This is a genomic window from Paraburkholderia sp. TE9906, assembly GCF_056279605.1.
This window is the reverse complement of record NZ_JBWCCT010000003.1, coordinates 84,137-101,578: the sequence shown is the minus strand read 5'-3', so window position 1 is coordinate 101,578 and position 17,442 is coordinate 84,137. Positions and strand designations below refer to the sequence as shown.

Here is a 17,442-nt window from a genome sequence, read left to right as displayed (position 1 = left end):
CGCGGGAAACGATCAGAGAACTTTGATGTGTTGATAATACAACGTAAATCCTATATAACGCTACATTTCACAACCTCAAACACGACATTAGTACTATAATGTCGTGTTTAGTGTATAGTCGCCTGATTTGGCGTTTTCCTTGCAATCTGGAGCCCTCAGACCGTGTCCAATGCCCAGCTAGCCACCGTTCAGCCTGTCGAAACGCTCGCCGTCCCGGAGAGTCTCGATGGCCGCGACGGCACCAATCGCGGCGCGATCGAGAATTCGCAGCTTTCAGCCCGCAACGATCTGGAGGCCGTGCGCGCCTGGCTGTCGAATTACGCCGACACGAAAACCACCTTTGACAACTACCGCAAGGAAGCCGAGCGGCTGCTGCTGTGGGCGGTCGTGCAATTGGGCAAGCCGCTGTCATCGCTGACCCACGAAGATCTACTGGTATTCAAAACGTTTCTCGTGGATCCGCAGCCGGCCAGCCGCTGGATGTCGGCCAACGGCGGAAAATATGCGCGTGGCGATGAGCGCTGGCGGCCGTTCAACGGGCCGCTGTCGCCGGCCAGCCAGCGTCAGGCGCTGATCATCCTGAACGCGATGTTCACGTGGCTGGTCAACGCCGGCTATCTGCGCGGCAATCCGATGGCCTTGCTGCGGCAACGAGCCAAACGCTCGGCGCCGCGCGTCACGCGCTATCTGTCGACGTCGCTCTGGGACGAAGTGAAGCTCTTCGTCGAACAACTGCCGCGGGACACCGACGCGCAATGCGCCTACTACGCACGCTGCCGCTGGCTGACCACGCTGTTCTATCTGCAGGGCATGCGGATTTCCGAAGTCGCCGGCGGCCAGATGGGCAGCTTTTTCCGCAGACTCGGCGCGGACGGCAAGGATCAGTGGTGGCTGGAAACGCTGGGCAAGGGTGATAAGGAGCGGATCGTCCCCGTCTCGGTCGAACTGGTTCAGGAGTTGCGCAGCTACCGGACCCAGAATGGTCTCGCCGCCCTGCCCACACGCTCCGAGGAAACGCCGCTCGTCATTCCGTTCAAGGGCAGAAATCGCTGTCTGTCGCGCTCCGCGATCCACGATGCGATCAAGGGCATTTTCAGCGGCGCGGCGTCATGGCTGCGCGCGCGAGGTCCGGCGTTCGCCGATCGCGCCGATGAGCTCGAACGGGCGTCGGCTCACTGGCTGCGCCATACCGCAGGCTCTCATCAGGCCGATGGCGGCGTCGATCTGCGCACCATCCGCGACAACCTCGGACACGTGTCGCTCAATACGACGAGTCTTTATCTGCACACGGAAGACGACGCGCGGCATAAGGAAACCGTTAATCGTCACAGAATGAATTGGGATGCGGGCAGGACCAAAGACGATGAACCGGGCAATGCGCCATGACGCGTCATGTCAGGCCTTTAGATGAGTCGCGTCCGATTGAACATCTGGGCCAATCGCGCGTGAGTGCCAAAGGTTTTTCAAATAAATCCTTTCTGTTCAAAAGGCATGAATCGATCTTCGGCATTGACTTCCGCGAATGCTCGATAATTCACGCTTCACGCCGCTGCTGTAATACGTCGTAATCAGCATGACTCGCGAGGCGAGTCATTGCATATCAAGAACCCCAAACCCCTGACCGTTAATAATGAGTCGTTCGACAACATAATCAATACGGACTGGGGATTGAAGTTGAAAACCATAAGAAAAGCCCTGCTGGCATCGGCTGCATTGACGGCCCTTCTGGCGGGATGCGCGACCAACGAGCAAGGCCAGCTCGTGATCGACCCGAACAAAGTCAATGACGTGATCGCGAGTGCGCTCGCGCCCTCGCCGCCGGCGCCCATGGTGGTCGAGGAGGCTTACCAGCCGATGCCCACCGATGTCTACGTCGCAAACGTCGTCGATCACGACGTCTTCATTTCTGGCGGCGACACCTATATCTGGGTGGTTGGTCCGAATGGCGCCCGGCATCGCCAGTTCTACGCCCATGGCGACCACCGCGCGGACGTGTTTCATCGCCGCGAAGAATTGCACCGGGTGATGGCGAACCATGAAGGCCGATTGCCGGATCATCCGATTGGCGCAGACCATCGCATGGGTGGGGACCACCACATCGGTGAGAGCCGTCAAGGCGGCGGCCATCCGCAGATGGGGCATCCGGGAGAATCTGCGCCGGCCGTCGCCGGACGCGGCCAGCCCACGCCGGGTCCGATGCCGGTCGCGCATGCTGTTGCGCCGGGCAAGCCGGCGCCGGCAGCCCGACCGGCGCCGAAGGACCCGAAGAAATCGTAATTTCGCCACGCTGCATTGGATAACCGGGCGAGCCGGGCCGTTGAGACCGGCCGTTCATCGCAGCTTTCGCCCGCTCCCGTCCGCTCCCGTCCGCTCTCATGCAAAGCGGCGCTACCCCGGCGGGCGCATTGACCGCGCGTATTGATCCAACAGGCACCAACCGGCACCAGCCGGCTCAGGACCCGAACGCGCAGATTTGCCTGCCTGATCTGTCAGCCTACCTGCCTGGCGCACTTCCGCCCTCCTCGCAACAACCCGCCAATCTCGCCCGATTGCCCGCTAGAATGGCCGCCTTTGTCCGCTTCGGGCGCGCCGCAAGGCAAAATACGACTTTCGCGCTACCGCTGAATCGCCGCCGGCTGCAAGCTTGCCGCCGGCCTTCGCAATCACGCACGACGGCGGCCCGGTCAGACCCGGCAAGGGCCAGGCGGCCCGTCGCGTGCGGCGCAGCCAGGACAGCTCGTCCTTTAACAGAGCACCTCAGGAGCATTTATGACCGATTCGAACCCATCCTTCCTCGGCAGGATTTCACTTGCCGTCGGCACGTTTTTCAGCATTCTCGGCAATGGCGAATTCGCCGCCGGCGTGTTGCGTCTGCGTCAAGGTGAAACCGTGGGCGCAAGCGCGCCCACGCAGACACCGGCCCCGGCGCCCGCGCCTGCATCACAACCCGCGCCCACGCTGAAAGAAGCCACTCCCGAGGCCGCGCTGCAACTGCTCGGCCTGTTGCAACGCGACGCGCGCTTCATCGATTTCGTCGAAGAGGACATCAGGAACTACAGCGACGCCGACATCGGCGCCGCCGCGCGCCTCGTGCACGAGGGCTGCCGTGCGACGCTGCGCGAGCATTTCACAATCCGCCCGGTGCGCGACGAAGCCGAAGGCGCGCGCGTCACGCTCGCCGAAGGTTTCGACGCGAGTTCGATCCGCCTGACCGGCAACGTCGTCGGGAAAGCGCCGTTCAACGGCAGCATCAGCCATCGCGGCTGGCGCGTCGACGAGGTTCGTCTGCCGAAACTCGCGGACAGCCACAACGCCAAGGTCATCGCACCGGCGGAGGTGGAACTGTGAGCGACGCACGCTATTCGATCGGCATCGACCTCGGCACCACGCACTGCGCGCTGTCCTACGTGGACACGAGCGCGAGCGACGGCGAAAAAACCGCCCAGGGCGTGCTGCCAATCGCCCAACTGACCGGCCCCGGCGCCATCGACAACCTCGATCTGCTGCCCTCCTTCCTCTATTTGCCGCATCCGGACGAACTGGCCGCGGGCGATCTCTATCTGCCCTGGACCGGCCAGCGCGAGTTCGCGGTCGGCGAGTTCGCCCGCAGCCGCGGCGCGGCCACGCCGATCCGGCTCGTGTCGAGCGCGAAGAGCTGGCTGTGCCATCCGGGCGTCGATCGCCGCGCGGCGATTCTGCCCAACGACGCGCCGCCCGAAGTCGCGCGCGTGTCGCCGCTCGAAAGCTCGGTGCGCTATCTGACGCACCTGCGCGAAGCCTGGGACCACGCTCATCCGGACGCGCCGTTCGTCCAGCAGGACATCACAGTGACGATCCCCGCCTCGTTCGATCCGGCCGCGCGCGAGCTGACCGCCGAGGCCGCCGAGGCCGCGGGCTTTGGCCGCATGACGCTGCTCGAAGAACCGCAAGCCGCGCTCTATAGCTGGATTCAGAAGAGCACCGGCGGCTGGCGCAAGCAGGTCAAGGTCGGCGACATCATCCTCGTGGTCGACGTGGGCGGCGGCACGACCGACCTCTCGCTGATCGCGGTGATCGAGCGCGACGGCAATCTCGAATTGCATCGCATCGCGGTCGGCGAACATATTCTGCTCGGCGGCGACAACATGGACCTCGCGCTCGCGCACGTGGTCGCGCGCAAGCTCGCGGCCCAAGGCACCCAGGCCGACGCGTGGCAACTGCGCGCCCTCACCTACGCGTGCCGCTCGGCGAAGGAAACGCTGCTCAGCGACCCCGCCACCGATACCGTGCCGCTCGTCGTGCCGAGCCGCGGCTCGAAGCTGATCGGCGGTTCGATCCGCACGGAACTGACGCGCGCGGAGTTGACGCAGACCATCCTCGAAGGCTTCTTCCCGCAGGTGGATAGCGCGGCGCGGCCGGTCAGCCGCGCGCGCGTCGGTCTGACGCAACTCGGCTTGCCGTACGCGCAGGACGCGGGCATCACGCGGCATCTGGCGGCGTTCCTCGGCCGTCAGGCCGGCGCGCTCGCCGAAATCGAAGGCTTGCGCGATCAGGCGGTCGAAGGCGCGAGCTTCCTGCACCCCACCGCCGTGCTGTTCAACGGCGGCGTGTTCAAGTCGCCGCTGCTCGTCGAGCGCATCATGGGCACGCTCAACCAATGGCTCACGGCGGAAGGCGCGGCGCCGGCGCGCCTGCTCGAAGGCGCGGACCTCGATCTAGCGGTCGCGCGCGGCGCGGCTTACTACGGCTACGTGCGGCGCGGCCAGGGCGTGCGGATTCGCGGCGGCACCGCGCGCGCGTACTACATCGCGATCGAATCGGCGATGCCGGCCGTGCCCGGGCTCGAACCGCCGGTGCAGGCGCTGTGCGTCGCGCCGTTCGGCATGGAGGAAGGCACCGAGGCCGAATTGCCCGCGCAGGAGTTCGGCCTCGTGGTCGGCGAGCCGGTGCACTTCCGCTTTTTCGGGTCGTCGGTGCGTCGTCAGGATCAGGTCGGCACGCTGCTCGACTTCTGGGGCCCCGAGGAATTGCAGGAACTCGAGGAAATCCAGGCGACGCTGCCCGCCTCCGGCCGCACCGCCGGTGAAGTCGTGCCGGTGAAGCTGCATGCGCGCGTCACCGAAGCGGGCACGCTCGAACTGGAAGCGATGCCGCGCGGCTCCGACGAGCGCTGGAAAGTCGAGTTCGACGTGCGCGGCAGCGCGTCGGCATAACGCGCCTGCGTGAGCGAGATGAAGCGCTACAGCGTCGGCATCGATCTCGGCACCAGCAACACGGTGCTCGCCTATGCGGAGGCCGGCGCGCAGGACGGCGCTGCGCCGATCCGGGTGTTCGAGATCGAGCAGCTGGTGAGCCCCGGCGAAGTCGCCGCGCGGCCGCTGCTGCCCTCGGTGCGCTATCAGGCGGCCGCGGGCGAGCTGAGCGCGGGCGATCTGCAATTGCCGTGGTCCACGGCGGATCGCGCAGCCGCCGACGGGGCGCCGCCCGTCGTGATCGGCCAGCTCGCGCGTGTGCTGGGCGCTCAGGTGCCGGGACGGCTGGTAGCGAGCGCGAAAAGCTGGCTCTCGCACGCGTCGGTCGACCGCGTGGCGCCGATCCTGCCGTGGGGCGCTGCCGACGATGTCCGCAAAGTCTCGCCCGTCGACGCGAGCGCGAGCTATCTCGCACACGTGCGCGCCGCGTGGAATCAACGCTTCCCCGACGCACCGCTCGAACAGCAGGACGTGGTGCTCACGGTGCCCGCATCGTTCGACGAAGGTGCGCGCGCGCTGACCGTCGAAGCGGCACGGCTTGCCGGTCTGCCTGCGCTGCGGCTGCTCGAAGAGCCGCAGGCGGCGTTCTACGACTGGCTGTTTCATCATCGCGAGCGGCTTGCGAGCGAACTCGCGCACTCGCGACTCGTGCTGATCTGCGACGTCGGCGGCGGCACCACCGATCTCACGCTGATCGAAGTGGGCATGAAGGACGGCGAGCCGCAACTCACGCGCATCGGCGTGGGCAATCATCTGATGCTCGGCGGCGACAACATGGATCTCGCGCTCGCGCATCTGGTCGAGGCGCGGTTGCCGGGTGGCGATGCGCGCACGCCGAACGCACGGTTATCGGCGGCGAGTCTGTCGCAACTGGTCGAGCGCTGCCGCAGGGCGAAAGAACACCTGCTCGGCCCGCAGGCGCCGGATTCGGCGTCGATCACGCTGCTCGGCGCGGGGGCGAAGCTGATCGGCGGCGCGCGTACTGCGCAGGTGACGCGTGACGAGGTCGAGCGGGTCATCGTCGATGGTTTTTTCCCGGTGGTGGCGTCGCACGAACGGCCAGGCAGGGCCCGCGGCGCGATTGTCGAGTTCGGCCTGCCCTACGCGACCGATGCGGCGGTCACCCGGCATATCGCGGCGTTTTTGAGCCGGTTCGCGGCGCAGTCGCGCAAGGCGCTAGGTGGAGGGGATGGTGGTGAGAGCACGGACTCGCGTGCGGGCGGTGCCTCTGCCGCAAATAACACACCCGGCGAAAACGGTGTCTCCACCAGCACTGGAGACAACACCGCCGCTCTCCCGATTCCCGACACCCTCCTCCTGAACGGCGGCGTATTCCGCGCCGAAGCGCTCACGCAACGTCTCGCCGATACTCTCGGCATGTGGCGCGGTGCCCCGCTCAACGTGCTGCACAACGACGATCCCGATGTGGCCGTCGCGCGCGGCGCGGTCGCCTATTCGCTGGCGCGCGCGGGCAACGCGCCGAAAATCGGCGGCGGCTCGCCGCGCAGCTACTTCCTCGTGCTCGACGACGACACCGACACCCGCGCCGACGGCCACTCCGCCGCCGAACCTGCGCAACGCGGCATCTGCCTGCTGCCGCGCGGCACCGAGGAAGGCCACGAGATCCTGATCGCCGATCGCACCTTCGCGTTGCGCCTCGGGCATCCGGTGCGTTTTCATCTGGTGTCGTCGAGCGCGGACACGGTTTATCAGGCCGGCGAGCTGATCGATCTGGCGGGCGGCGACTTCGTGCGCCTGCCGCCGATCGCCACCGTCGTGCAACCGCGCGGCGAGCGCATCGCGCGCGAAACCCTCGTGCGGATCGCCACGTCGTTCACCGAAGTGGGCACGCTCGACGTGCACTGCATCGAACGCGACGATCCCGCGCAACGCTGGCTGCTCGAATTCCAGTTGCGCGGCGAGGACGCACGCGTGGACCTGCCCGCCGACTCCACATCGGCCCGTCATCCGGCTGCCGACCCCGCGCTCGAACAGATCGACCGCTGCTTCGGTTCGCGTGCCCAAAACGTCGACCCGAAAGAAGTCAAACGGCTGCGCTCACAACTCGAACAACTGCTGGGCTCACGCGAAAGCTGGAACAGCGCGCTGCTGCGTGAACTGTTCGGCGCGCTGTGGGAACGCGCGCGCCGTCGCCGACGTTCCGCGGATCACGAACGGCTCTGGCTGAACCTCGCCGGCTATTGCGTGCGGCCCGGCTTCGGCTATCCGCTCGACGAATGGCGCGTCGAACAGCTGTGGTCGCTGTTCGACGACGGCATTCAATACGTCAACGACAGCCAGGTCTGGTCGGAGTGGTGGACGCTCTGGCGCCGTGCGGCGGGCGGGCTCGATGAAAGCGCGCAACTGCGCGTGCTCGATGCGATGGCGTACCTGCAAACGGCCGCGCAGTCGCGACACAAGCTGCCGTTCGACGTCGCGAAAACGGGCCCCGCCGATATGGTCAGATTGAGCGCGTCGCTCGAACGCATTCCGGTCGAGCGCAAGATCGAACTCGGCGAGTCGGTGCTGACGCGGCTGAAGAAGCCGGCTGAGAATCATCAGAGCTGGTGGGCGGTCGGACGTATCGGCGCGCGCCAGCCGTTCTACGGCAGCGCGCATAGCGTCGTGCCGCCGGAGATCGCCGGGCAATGGCTGAACACGATCCTCGCGCTCGACTGGAAGAAGGTCGACCCTGCGGCGTTCGCCGCCGTGCAGATCGCGCGCATGACGGGCGACCGCTCGCGCGATCTGCCCGACGATTTGCGTCAGACGGTCGTACGCCGGCTCGAAGCGGCCAATGCGCCGCGCGCATGGATCACGATGGTGAGCGAGAGCGTCGAGCTCGACAACGCCGACGAAGGCCGCGTGTTCGGCGAGTCCTTGCCGGTGGGGCTGAAGTTGATCGCAGGGTGAGGCTCGCGCTTTTCTCTTGCCCCTCGCGTCATGGCCGCTTCGGGGCAAGCAAGTTTGAACGCGTGGGTTCGGCGAACTTGCACCCTCGCAATCAGCCTGGCTCGAAACTCAGGACGGCCTGCGCCGCCGGCGGATCGCCGCGTCGCCTCAGGCTCTCCGCCAACAGTTCGCGAAAGATGTTCGCCGTGTCGGGACCGTACCGCAGGTGAAATTCCTGAAAGACCTCGGCAATCGCGATGCGTTGCGTCGCCGGACTCCGCGTGCTGGCAATGTACGAACTGCCGCGCGCCAACTCTATCTGGTAGATCGATCTGTAAAGCGTCTTCTCGGCCTGCAGGTCGCGCTTGCCGCCTTGTTTGCCGCCACGCTTTCGTTCGTTGGGCATCGTTGTTTTTCTCCGTCGTTTTCGAGGCGCATCGTGCCGACTGATACGCGCGCGCCGCCGACTATGTAAACAACCGTACCTTAAGGAAACCTTATGCGTGACCGGGGAAACGGCATGAGATCCGGCCAATTTTATTGCGCCCGTTGCACGGGCTGCCGACTCGGTCTTTCCTGCTCTATCCGCCCGTGCTCAACCCGGCGCCACATGTAAAAAAGGCCGGTTGTCCCGGCCTTCTTCACGCTATGTCGGTTTTCGTGTTGCCCTGCCGATTACACCTGCACCATCCCACCGTCGACGAACAACTCGATTCCCGTGATGTAACTCGCGTCGTCCGAGGCGAGGAACGAGACGGCCTTCGCGATCTCGTCCGGTTCGCCGACGCGGCCGAGCGGCGTGGTCGCGCTGACATGCTGCCGGTACGCTTCGATCTGCTCGTCGCTCATGTGCAGCTCCGACTTGTACGCGGGCGTGACCACTACCCCGGGCGCGACCACGTTGACGCGAATATCGCGGCCCTTGAGATCCGATGCCCAGGTGCGCGCAAACGAACGCAATGCCGCCTTGGTCGCCGCATACACGCCGAACGCCGGGACGCCCTGTATCGAGGTGACCGAGCCCGTGAGCACGATCGCGCTGCCGCGCGGCATCAAGGGCAACGCTTTTTGCACCGTGAACAGCGTGCCTTTGACGTTGATATCGAAGTACTTGTCGAACTGCGCTTCGGTGATTTCGCCAAGCGGTGTGAACTCGCCGCCGCCCGCATTCGCAAACAGAATATCGAGCCGCTGATGGGCGGCCTGCACCGTGCTGAACATCCGGTCGAGATCGGCGGCCGACGAGATATCCGCGCGAATCGCGACCGCGCCGCGCCCGATGCGCTCCACTGCTTCGTCCAGTTCCGCCTGACGCCGGCCGGTGATGTAGACCGTCGCGCCTTCCCGCGCGAAACGGGTCGCGGCGGCAAGGCCGATGCCGCTGCTGCCGCCGGTGACCAGCACGATCTTGCCGGCATGTTTAGTGGTGTGGATGTTCCCTTGAGTGGACTGATTCATGGCTAGCTCCGTTGTGTGTGAGGGCAGTTGACCCAGTGACGCCAGCATATTTCACGCGCGCACAGAGATAAATATGTATCCTGTGGTTTCTTTATTCACCGTCGTGGATAATCACCCCGAAAGCAGAGAACTCATGGATCACCTGCAAGCCATCCGCATCTTCGCGCGGGTCGTGGAAACCGGCGGCTTCAGCCGCGCCGCTCAATCGCTGCAGATGCCCAACGCGACCGTGAGCAAGTGGGTCCGATCGCTCGAAGACCATCTCGGCGTGAAGTTGCTCGAACGCAGCACGCGCAGCGTCAACGTGACGACCGACGGCGTCGCCTACTACGAGCGCATCCAGCCGCTGCTCACCGAACTCGACGATATCGAGGCAACCTTGGGGCGCGACCGCGCGAATCCGCGCGGCGCGTTGCGCGTGGACAGCGGCGGTTCGACCGCGAGCGGCATTCTGATTCCCGCGCTGCCGGCGTTTTGCGCGCGTTATCCGGACATTCAGGTGCAGTTGAGCGTGACGGACCGCACCGCCGACCTGATTGCCGAGAACATCGATTGCGCGATTCGCAGCACCGCGGACGACCCTGCGCTCGTCACGCATGCGATCGGCACGCTGCGCTGGACCACCTGCGCAAGCCCGGCGTATCTGGCCGCGCATGGCACACCGTTGCACCCGCAGCAGATCGTCGATGACGGGCACGCGGTCGTCGGCTATTTTTCCGCGAGCAGCGGCGTCACGCAGCCGTTGCGCTTCGAGAGGGACGGCGAGTCGATCGTGCCAGGCGGCGCGCGCAGTCCGGTGCTGGTGAGCGAAAGCAACGCGCATCTCGCGACCGCGCTGGCGGGCCTCGGTATCGTGCATACGCTTGATTTCATGGTGCGCCCGGCGATTGCGCGCGGCGAACTCGTGCCGATTCTCACCGACTGGCGGCCCGCGCCGCTGCAGGTTTATCTCGCGTATCCGCCGAGCCGGCGCTACAGCACGAAGGTGCGTGTGTTCGCCGACTGGGTGAGCCAGCTTTACGCGAATCTTCAGGATAGCTGACGGTAGCGTCGCTTGCCTCGTGCGCGGCCGTTCACCGATCGCCGTTCGCGGGCGAAGCGCCGCCGCCCTACGCCATCGTCACCTGGTTCCTGCCGCCATGCTTCGAGCGATATAACGCGCGGTCCGCGCTCGCGAAGCCATCGCGATGCGCGAGCCGCGCGTGCTCGCTGATGCGTGTCAACGACGCCCCCACGCTTACCGTCACCACGCCGAGCGGCGAGGCACGATGCTCGATCGCCAGATCGACGACGCCCCGCCGCAGCGTTTCGAGCGTATCGGCGAGCGCCGCGGTCTCCGCGTGCAGCACCAGCAGCCCGAACTCTTCGCCGCCCATGCGTCCGACGACGACGCGCTCGCCATCGGCCGCCGCCTGCATCACCGAGGCCACTTTGCACAGGCAATGATCGCCGGCCTGGTGGCCGTAGGTGTCGTTGTATTGCTTGAACCAGTCCACGTCGACCACCACCGAGCCCATCACGTCGCCGTCCCGCGCTTCCTTCCAGCGCCGCGCGATGCTCTCGAGCAGAAAGCGCCGGTTGTACAACTGCGTGAGCGGATCGATCGCGGTGGCCGTGCGCATCTTCAGGTCGTTTTCGATCATCGCGCGCAGATGGTAGAACACGCCCTGCTGCCCCGCGTCGAGCCGGCCAGGCGACGGGTCCATCGCGCACAACGCGCCGACGATCTCGCCATTCGGCGCTCGCAGCGCGATCGCCGCATAGAAGCGCACGAACGGATAGCGCTGCACCAGCATGCACTCGCCGAAGCGGCTGTCGTCGTGGGTGTCCTCGATGACGAACAGATCCCCGTCGCGCACCGCATAGTCGGCCAGCGACCGGGCCCGCGTGACGAGCGGCATCGCCATGCCGACCTCGGCCCGGTAATGCTGGTACTCCTCGTCGAGCAGCGTGATCGCGGTGATCGCCGCGCCGGTCACGCTCTTGAGGATTTCCGCCGCATGGGTAAAGCACTCGCGCATCACCTGATCGTCGTGCAACAACCACTCGATGACCGAAGACTCCACCTCGGGTTCACCGGGGGCGAACGGGTCGACGGCCATCCGGCTGGAGAGACGGTCGTTACTGTGAGCGAGTTGCACGGCTGGGTCCCGGAATGTGATCAGCCTATGTCAACGGCATAAACGTACGAAACTTGAGCGCTTCGGCGCGCGCGCGGTGAGCGCTTTCGACGGCGGACCCGACGATGGGCAACCCGGCGGCGGCGATCGGCGCGCGGCCTCGCGAAGTACAATCACACGCCAGCCGCGCGCCGTCTTCGTTTGCCTGCCGATCAGGCAGCGCGCTTCATTCAACTGACCATTGCTTGCGCCATGCGGCGCGCTGCACTTGTCCGTGCCGTCGACCTGCTCATGACCACCACTGCCCCTTCCAGTATGACGAACGCCCGGCTCATCACGAACGTGCGCCAGACCGATGGCGCACGCGTCGACGTGTCGATCGCCGACGGCCGCATCGCGGCCATCGGTCCGGACCTCGCGCGCGCGCCCGGCATCACGATCGAAGACGGCGCCGGTGCGCTGCTGCTGCCCGGTTTCGTCGAAGGCCATACGCATCTGGACAAGACCCATTGGGGCATGCGCTGGTATCGCAACGAGGTCGGGCCGAAACTGACCGACCGCATCGAGAACGAACGGCGCTGGCGCGCGCAGAGCGGCCACGACGCGGGCGTGCAGTCGCTCGCGCTGGCCCGCGCGTTTCTGCTCGCGGGCACGACGCGGCTGCGCACGCACGTCGACATCGACACCGAGGCGGGTCTGCGCCACCTCGAGGGCGTGCTCGCCACGCGCGCCGCGCTGCGCGACGTGCTCGACCTGCAGATCGTCGCGTTTCCGCAATCGGGCCTGCTTGGCCGGCGAGGCACCGACGCTCTACTCGATCGCGCGTTGAGCGCGGGCGCCGATGTGCTCGGCGCGCTCGACCCGGCGCTGATCGACGGCGATCCGGTGGCGTCGCTGGACCTGACGTTCGGCCTCGCGCAGCGTCATCAGAAGCCGATCGATATTCATCTGCACGAGCCCGGCGAAATCGGCGCATTCACACTCGGCCTTCTGCTAGATCGCGTCGCGGCGCTCGGCATGCAAGGCCAGGTGGTGGTGAGTCACGCGTTCTGTCTCGGCGCGCTGCCCGAGCGCGAACGCGATGCGTTGCTCGCGCGCCTCGCCGATCTGCGCGTCGCGCTGCTGACAACTGCCCCGCCGTCGACGCCGGTGCCGCCGCTGCAAGCCTGCGTCGACCAAGGCGTCACGCTGTTCGGCGGCAACGACGGCATTCGCGACACGTGGACGCCGTACGGCTCGCCGGACATGCTCGAACGCGCGATGCTGATCGCCATGCGCTACAACCTGCGCCGCGATGACGACCTCGCGCTCGCATTCGACTGTGTGAGCGGCACAGCGGCGCGCGGTTGCGGATTCACGCACTACGGATTGCAGGCGGGCGCGCGCGCCGACCTCGTGCTGGTGGACGCCGACACGCTTGCGCATGCGATCGTCGCGCGGCCGGCCCGCAAGCTCGTGATGGCGAACGGCCGGATCGTCGCGCGCGACGGCGCGCACGCGCAACATTAGCCGGGCGGCTGAAACGCGCGGCACGGCACGGATGGGTGTGGTCGCCGCCTCCATTGCCGCGCCGGCACCTCGCGCTACACTCCACGCCACCGGCGTCCACGAACACGCACGCACGCACACGCACACGCACCAACACGTTTCCCGCACTCACATGATCAATCTCTTTCAGGCCATGCAGGCATTCGTCAAGGTCGCCGACGCGGGCAGCTTCGCGCAGGCCGCGGCGCACCTCGGCGTTTCGACCTCGGTCGTGACGCGTCACGTGTCGAGCCTCGAACAGCATCTCGGCATTCGCCTGTTCCAGCGCACCACGCGCAAGGTCGTGCTGACCGAAGCCGGCGCGGAGTACGCGGACGGTTGCCGCGTCCTGCTCGCCGAGCTCGAAGAAGTCGAATCGCGCGCGACCACGACCTCGAAGGAAGTCGCCGGCGATCTGCGTATCGTCGCGCTGGGCAGCTTCTCGCTGTTTCGCCTCACGCCGCTGTTCGCGGAGTACCAGGCCAAGTTTCCGCACGTGAATCTGCGTGTCACGCTGACCGAAAAGCGCGTCGATCTGCTCGAAGGCGGTTTCGACGTGGGTATCGTGACCGAACATATGATCCGCTCGGAATCGCTGGTGGTGCGGCGTCTGCTCAATTCGCACGCGGTGCCGGTGGCGTCGGCCGCCTATCTCGCGCAGGCCGGGCAGCCCGCGAGGCCGGCCGATCTCGCGGGGCATCGGGTGATCGCAGCGCCACTCGACACGAGTCCGCAGAGCTGGATCTTCAGCAAGGACGGCGGCAACGACGAGAGCGTCGCGCTCGATGCGTCGTTCACGGTGAACAGCATGATCATGCAGAAACAGGCGGCGCTGGGCGCGATGGGCATCGCGTTGCTGCCGCTGGAGATGGTCGCCGACGAATTGCACGCCGGCACGCTGGTGCGGATACTCGGCGACTACACGATGCTCAATGGCGACGTCGCGGTGTCGCTGGTTTATCCAAGCCGCGAGTTCGTGCCGCGCAAGGTGCGGGAATTCATCGATCTGGCCGTGGGATATTTCGAGTGAGTTGACGGGAATGACGCGCGGCTGGTCGTTTCACCCCGCTCAGCCAGCTTCACCGCATCACGGGCGCTCGCCGCGCGCAAGACGCGCGTCGATGTCGTACACCACCGGCATCAGATCGGCGACGCTGTCGATCACATAGTGCGCGCCCGCCGCCTGCAACTTCTGGAACGCCGCGTGACGGCGCGACGCGAACTCATCCGGCGACAACGCCTTGACCTGCGCTTCGGTCATGCCGAACGCGTTGCCGCTCACCGCGACGCCGACCGTCCACGTCCCGGCGTTGAGCCCCTCTTCGATACCGACCGCGGTATCGTCGACCTTGATGACCTCCCTCGTGCGCCAGACGCCCAGTGCCGGCATTGTCCGGTAGATCATGTACGGCGACGGCCGCCCTTCGGGCGTGTCGCCGGTGCAGACGATGCTGTCCGGTGAGAATCCCTGCGCCGCCGCGCCCGGCAGGATCTCGTCGATGATCTCGCGCGTGTAGCCGGTGGTCGTGCCGATGCGGATATCGTCCTCGCGCAGCGCGCTCGCCACTTTGGCCACGCCCGGAATCACCGAGCTGTAGCTCGCCGCCACCGCGATGTTCTTCGGCACGAACACGTCGTAGATGGCGTCGATATCGGCTTCGTTCGGCGCGTGCCCGTATTGGTCGGCCCAGGCGCGCGCGACGCGCGGCAACGCCATCAGCGCGGCGATATGCGGACGCTTGGCCATGCCCATCGGGCCGCGCGCTTCGTCGATTGTGATCGGGACGCCGAACTGCTCGAAGGTCTCGACGAACGCACCCATCGGCGCGAGCGAGCCGTAGTCGACCACCGTGCCGGCCCAGTCGAAAATCACCGCTTTAACGTGTTTCATTGGTTTCAATCCTCATGAGGTGGCCTCGTCGATCATTGCGCTTGCGCCAATGCCTTGCTTTCTTCGAGCGCCGCTGCAGGCGGCGCCGCGTGATCGACGCCGAGCGCCTGCAACGACGCGGCGCAGGCCTGCACCACGCGGCGCATCACGTGCTCATCCACCTGGCCGATGCAGCCGATGCGAAAGCTCTCCACCACCGTCAGCTTGCCCGGATAGATGATGAAGCCCTGCTGTTTCATCAATTCGTAGAAGCGCGTGAATTCGAACGACGGATGCGCCGGCGCGAAAAACGTCACGATGATCGGCGAGCGCCAGCGCGCATTCAGCAGCGGCTCGAAACCGAGCGCCTGCATGCCTTCGACCAGCACGTCGCGATTGTTCGCGTATCGCGCGAGACGCCCCGGCTGACCGCCTTCGAGCTTGTGCAGACGCAGCGCCTCGATAAACGCGGCCACCGTGTGGGTGGGCGGCGTGAAGCGCCACTGCCCGGTGCGGTTCATCACGTCCCATTGATCGTAGACGTCGAGCGCGAGCGAATGGCTGCGGCCCTTCGCTTCCTGCAACGCGCGCTTGCGCGCGATCACGAAGCCGAAACCGGGCACGCCCTCGATGCATTTATTCGCCGACGACACGAACGCCTCGCAGGCCGTCTCGCGCACGTCGAGCGGCACCGCGCCGAACGCGCTCATCGAATCGATCAGCAGCTTGCGGCCTTTCTTCGCCGTGGCCGCGGCGATCTCCGCGAGCGGATTGAGAATCCCCGAGCTGGTTTCGCAATGCACCGCGACCACGTGCGTGATGCGCGGATCGGCATCCAGCATGCGTTCAATTTCGGCGCCGCGCGGCGGCAGATAGTCGCCCTTGTCGAGCAGCGTGTAGGCGCGGCCCAGATAGCCGAGCGTGGTGGCGATGCGTTTGCCGTAGGCGCCGTTGGCAAGCACGAGCGCGTGGCCGTCGCGCGGCACCAGACTGCCGAGCATCGCTTCGACGCAATAGCTGCCGCTGCCTTGCAGCGGCACGCAGTCGTAGTCGCCGGCGGGGTTGTCCGTGCCAGCGCCCGCGATGTCGAGCAGGCTCGCGCGCAACTGCGCGGTCATCGCCCGGAAATCGCCGTCCCACGAGCCCCAGTCGCGCAGCATGGCTTCTTTGGTCGAGCGCGCGGTGGTCAGCGGCCCCGGCGTCAACAGATATGGCTCGCCGCTCGCCGGCGCGGCGCATGGCAGCGCGCCGGGCGCGGTTGAAGAGGCTGAATGACCGATCGCGCTTTCCATGTGCAGAACTCCGGTGTCGCTATGTCGATGCGTGACACAGTACAGAACCGTGTGGCATCGGTAAAATCGATATAATCGATGGCGGTATCGTAAAAACTTATTGCTCGAAACGAGCGGCGAGGCACACGTGCAATACGCGCAATTGCGGGCGTTTCATGCGGTCGCGGAACACGGCGGGTTTTCGAAAGCGGCGCAGGCCTTGTCGCTGACGCAGCCGGCCGTGTCGGATCACGTGCGGCGGCTGGAGCAGGATTACGGCGTCAAGCTGTTCGAACGCGGTCCACGCGGCGTCGAAACCACCGAACTGGGTTTGCGCCTGTTCAGCGTGACGCGCCACATGCTCGGGTGCGAGCGCGACGCGCGGCAACTGCTGGAGTCGGCGGGTGGGCTCGAGTCCGGCTCGCTGTCGCTGGCCGCCGATGCGCCCGATCTCGCGGTCACGCTGATCGGCGCGTTTCGCAAGCTCCATCCCGGAATCGTCGTGACGCTGTCGATCGCCAACGCGGCGGACTGCATGCAGCGCGTGCTGTCGAGCGCGGTCGACGCGGCCATCACCGCCGCGCCGCAAGTGCACAGCCGGCTGGAGTCGCGCGTGTTGCGGCGCGATCCGCTGGTGGCGATGGTGCCGGCCGGCGATCCGGTCGCGAAGAAACGCAGACTGAGCTACGCGGAACTGGTCAAACAGCCGATGATTTTCCGCGAGTCGCAGTCGGTCACGCAGCAGCTGCTCGAAATCGAGCTGGTGCGGGAGTCGTTGCAGGTCGAGCCAGTGATGTACGTGGACGGACGCGAGGCGTTGGAAGAAGCGGTCGCGCAAGGCATCGGCGTGGGCGTGATCGCGCGCGCCGAATTCAATGAGTCGCGGCGGATCAGGATGATCCCGCTGCAGGATTGCCGGGTGCAGATGATCGAATCGCTAACGCGGCTCGCCGAGCGGCCGGGGTCGAATCTGCTCGATGCGTTGTTTGCGGTGCAGTTGCCTGGCGCCGCCGCGGTTGTGGCTGGATGAAAATATGAGGTGCCCGGCAGGTGATGACTGGAATTTGCGGCGA

The 17,442-nt window shown here is 66.0% G+C and carries 14 protein-coding genes; 9 read left to right on the top strand and 5 right to left on the bottom strand.

Features of this window, described 5'->3' with window-relative positions; all coding sequences use genetic code 11:
- Positions 1-162 precede the first annotated feature (162 nt).
- From ACZ9H4_RS08225 to ACZ9H4_RS08205, 5 genes are all read left to right on the top strand, one after another.
- Entirely contained in the window at positions 163-1,386 is a 1,224-nt protein-coding gene (locus ACZ9H4_RS08225; RefSeq protein ID WP_476118717.1) for a tyrosine-type recombinase/integrase, read from the top strand.
- A 207-nt stretch (positions 1,387-1,593) separates the two neighbouring features.
- Positions 1,594-2,277 (top strand): hypothetical protein, encoded by a 684-nt coding sequence (locus ACZ9H4_RS08220; protein WP_476118715.1) that lies wholly within the window; start codon positions 1,594-1,596, stop codon positions 2,275-2,277.
- Between the two features lie 492 nt (positions 2,278-2,769).
- Positions 2,770-3,348, top strand: coding sequence for a DUF2760 domain-containing protein (locus ACZ9H4_RS08215; protein WP_408142209.1), 579 nt, complete (start codon positions 2,770-2,772; stop codon positions 3,346-3,348).
- Entirely contained in the window at positions 3,345-5,192 is a 1,848-nt protein-coding gene (locus tag ACZ9H4_RS08210; protein WP_408142207.1) for an Hsp70 family protein, read from the top strand. The genes ACZ9H4_RS08215 and ACZ9H4_RS08210 overlap by 4 nt, the downstream gene beginning before the upstream one ends.
- A 9-nt stretch (positions 5,193-5,201) precedes the next feature.
- Positions 5,202-8,144: an Hsp70 family protein gene (locus ACZ9H4_RS08205; RefSeq protein ID WP_476118713.1), complete on the top strand. Its 2,943-nt coding sequence runs from the start codon at positions 5,202-5,204 to the stop codon at positions 8,142-8,144.
- A gap of 91 nt (positions 8,145-8,235) precedes the next feature.
- On the opposite strand, the gene ACZ9H4_RS08200 is transcribed toward ACZ9H4_RS08205, so the two are convergent.
- Positions 8,236-8,529 carry a hypothetical protein gene (locus ACZ9H4_RS08200; protein WP_408142204.1) on the bottom strand — a complete coding sequence of 98 codons (294 nt, stop codon included), beginning with the start codon at positions 8,527-8,529 and terminating at the stop codon, positions 8,236-8,238.
- 269 nt (positions 8,530-8,798) lie between these two features.
- Entirely contained in the window at positions 8,799-9,581 is a 783-nt protein-coding gene (locus ACZ9H4_RS08195; RefSeq protein ID WP_476118710.1) for a glucose 1-dehydrogenase, read from the bottom strand.
- Positions 9,582-9,714: 133 nt separating this feature from the next.
- Between ACZ9H4_RS08195 and ACZ9H4_RS08190 the strand changes: the two genes are divergently transcribed.
- Complete coding sequence (locus ACZ9H4_RS08190) at positions 9,715-10,623, top strand: LysR family transcriptional regulator (protein ID WP_476118709.1); 909 nt, start codon at positions 9,715-9,717, stop codon at positions 10,621-10,623.
- A gap of 67 nt (positions 10,624-10,690) precedes the next feature.
- Here the strand turns inward: ACZ9H4_RS08190 and ACZ9H4_RS08185 are convergent, their stop codons facing one another.
- Positions 10,691-11,722 carry a GGDEF domain-containing protein gene (locus ACZ9H4_RS08185; RefSeq protein WP_476118707.1) on the bottom strand — a complete coding sequence of 344 codons (1,032 nt, stop codon included), beginning with the start codon at positions 11,720-11,722 and terminating at the stop codon, positions 10,691-10,693.
- A 270-nt stretch (positions 11,723-11,992) separates the two neighbouring features.
- Between ACZ9H4_RS08185 and ACZ9H4_RS08180 the strand changes: the two genes are divergently transcribed.
- Together ACZ9H4_RS08180 and ACZ9H4_RS08175 are read left to right on the top strand one after the other, a co-directional pair.
- A complete protein-coding gene (locus tag ACZ9H4_RS08180; protein WP_408142196.1) occupies positions 11,993-13,210 on the top strand; it encodes an amidohydrolase family protein in 1,218 nt (405 codons plus the stop codon).
- Between the two features lie 151 nt (positions 13,211-13,361).
- A complete protein-coding gene (locus ACZ9H4_RS08175; RefSeq protein WP_408142194.1) occupies positions 13,362-14,258 on the top strand; it encodes a LysR family transcriptional regulator in 897 nt (298 codons plus the stop codon).
- A gap of 57 nt (positions 14,259-14,315) precedes the next feature.
- Here the strand turns inward: ACZ9H4_RS08175 and phnX are convergent, their stop codons facing one another.
- Both phnX and ACZ9H4_RS08165 read right to left on the bottom strand, forming a co-directional pair.
- Positions 14,316-15,119: a phosphonoacetaldehyde hydrolase gene (gene phnX, locus ACZ9H4_RS08170; protein ID WP_476118704.1), complete on the bottom strand. Its 804-nt coding sequence runs from the start codon at positions 15,117-15,119 to the stop codon at positions 14,316-14,318.
- 32 nt (positions 15,120-15,151) lie between these two features.
- The gene (locus tag ACZ9H4_RS08165; RefSeq protein ID WP_476118703.1) at positions 15,152-16,390 is read right to left on the bottom strand and encodes a 2-aminoethylphosphonate--pyruvate transaminase; all 1,239 of its coding nucleotides are present in this window, start codon (positions 16,388-16,390) and stop codon (positions 15,152-15,154) included.
- 127 nt (positions 16,391-16,517) lie between these two features.
- On the opposite strand from ACZ9H4_RS08165, the gene ACZ9H4_RS08160 reads away from it, so the two are divergent.
- Complete coding sequence (locus ACZ9H4_RS08160; protein WP_408142476.1) at positions 16,518-17,399, top strand: LysR substrate-binding domain-containing protein; 882 nt, start codon at positions 16,518-16,520, stop codon at positions 17,397-17,399.
- Positions 17,400-17,442: the final 43 nt, after the last annotated feature.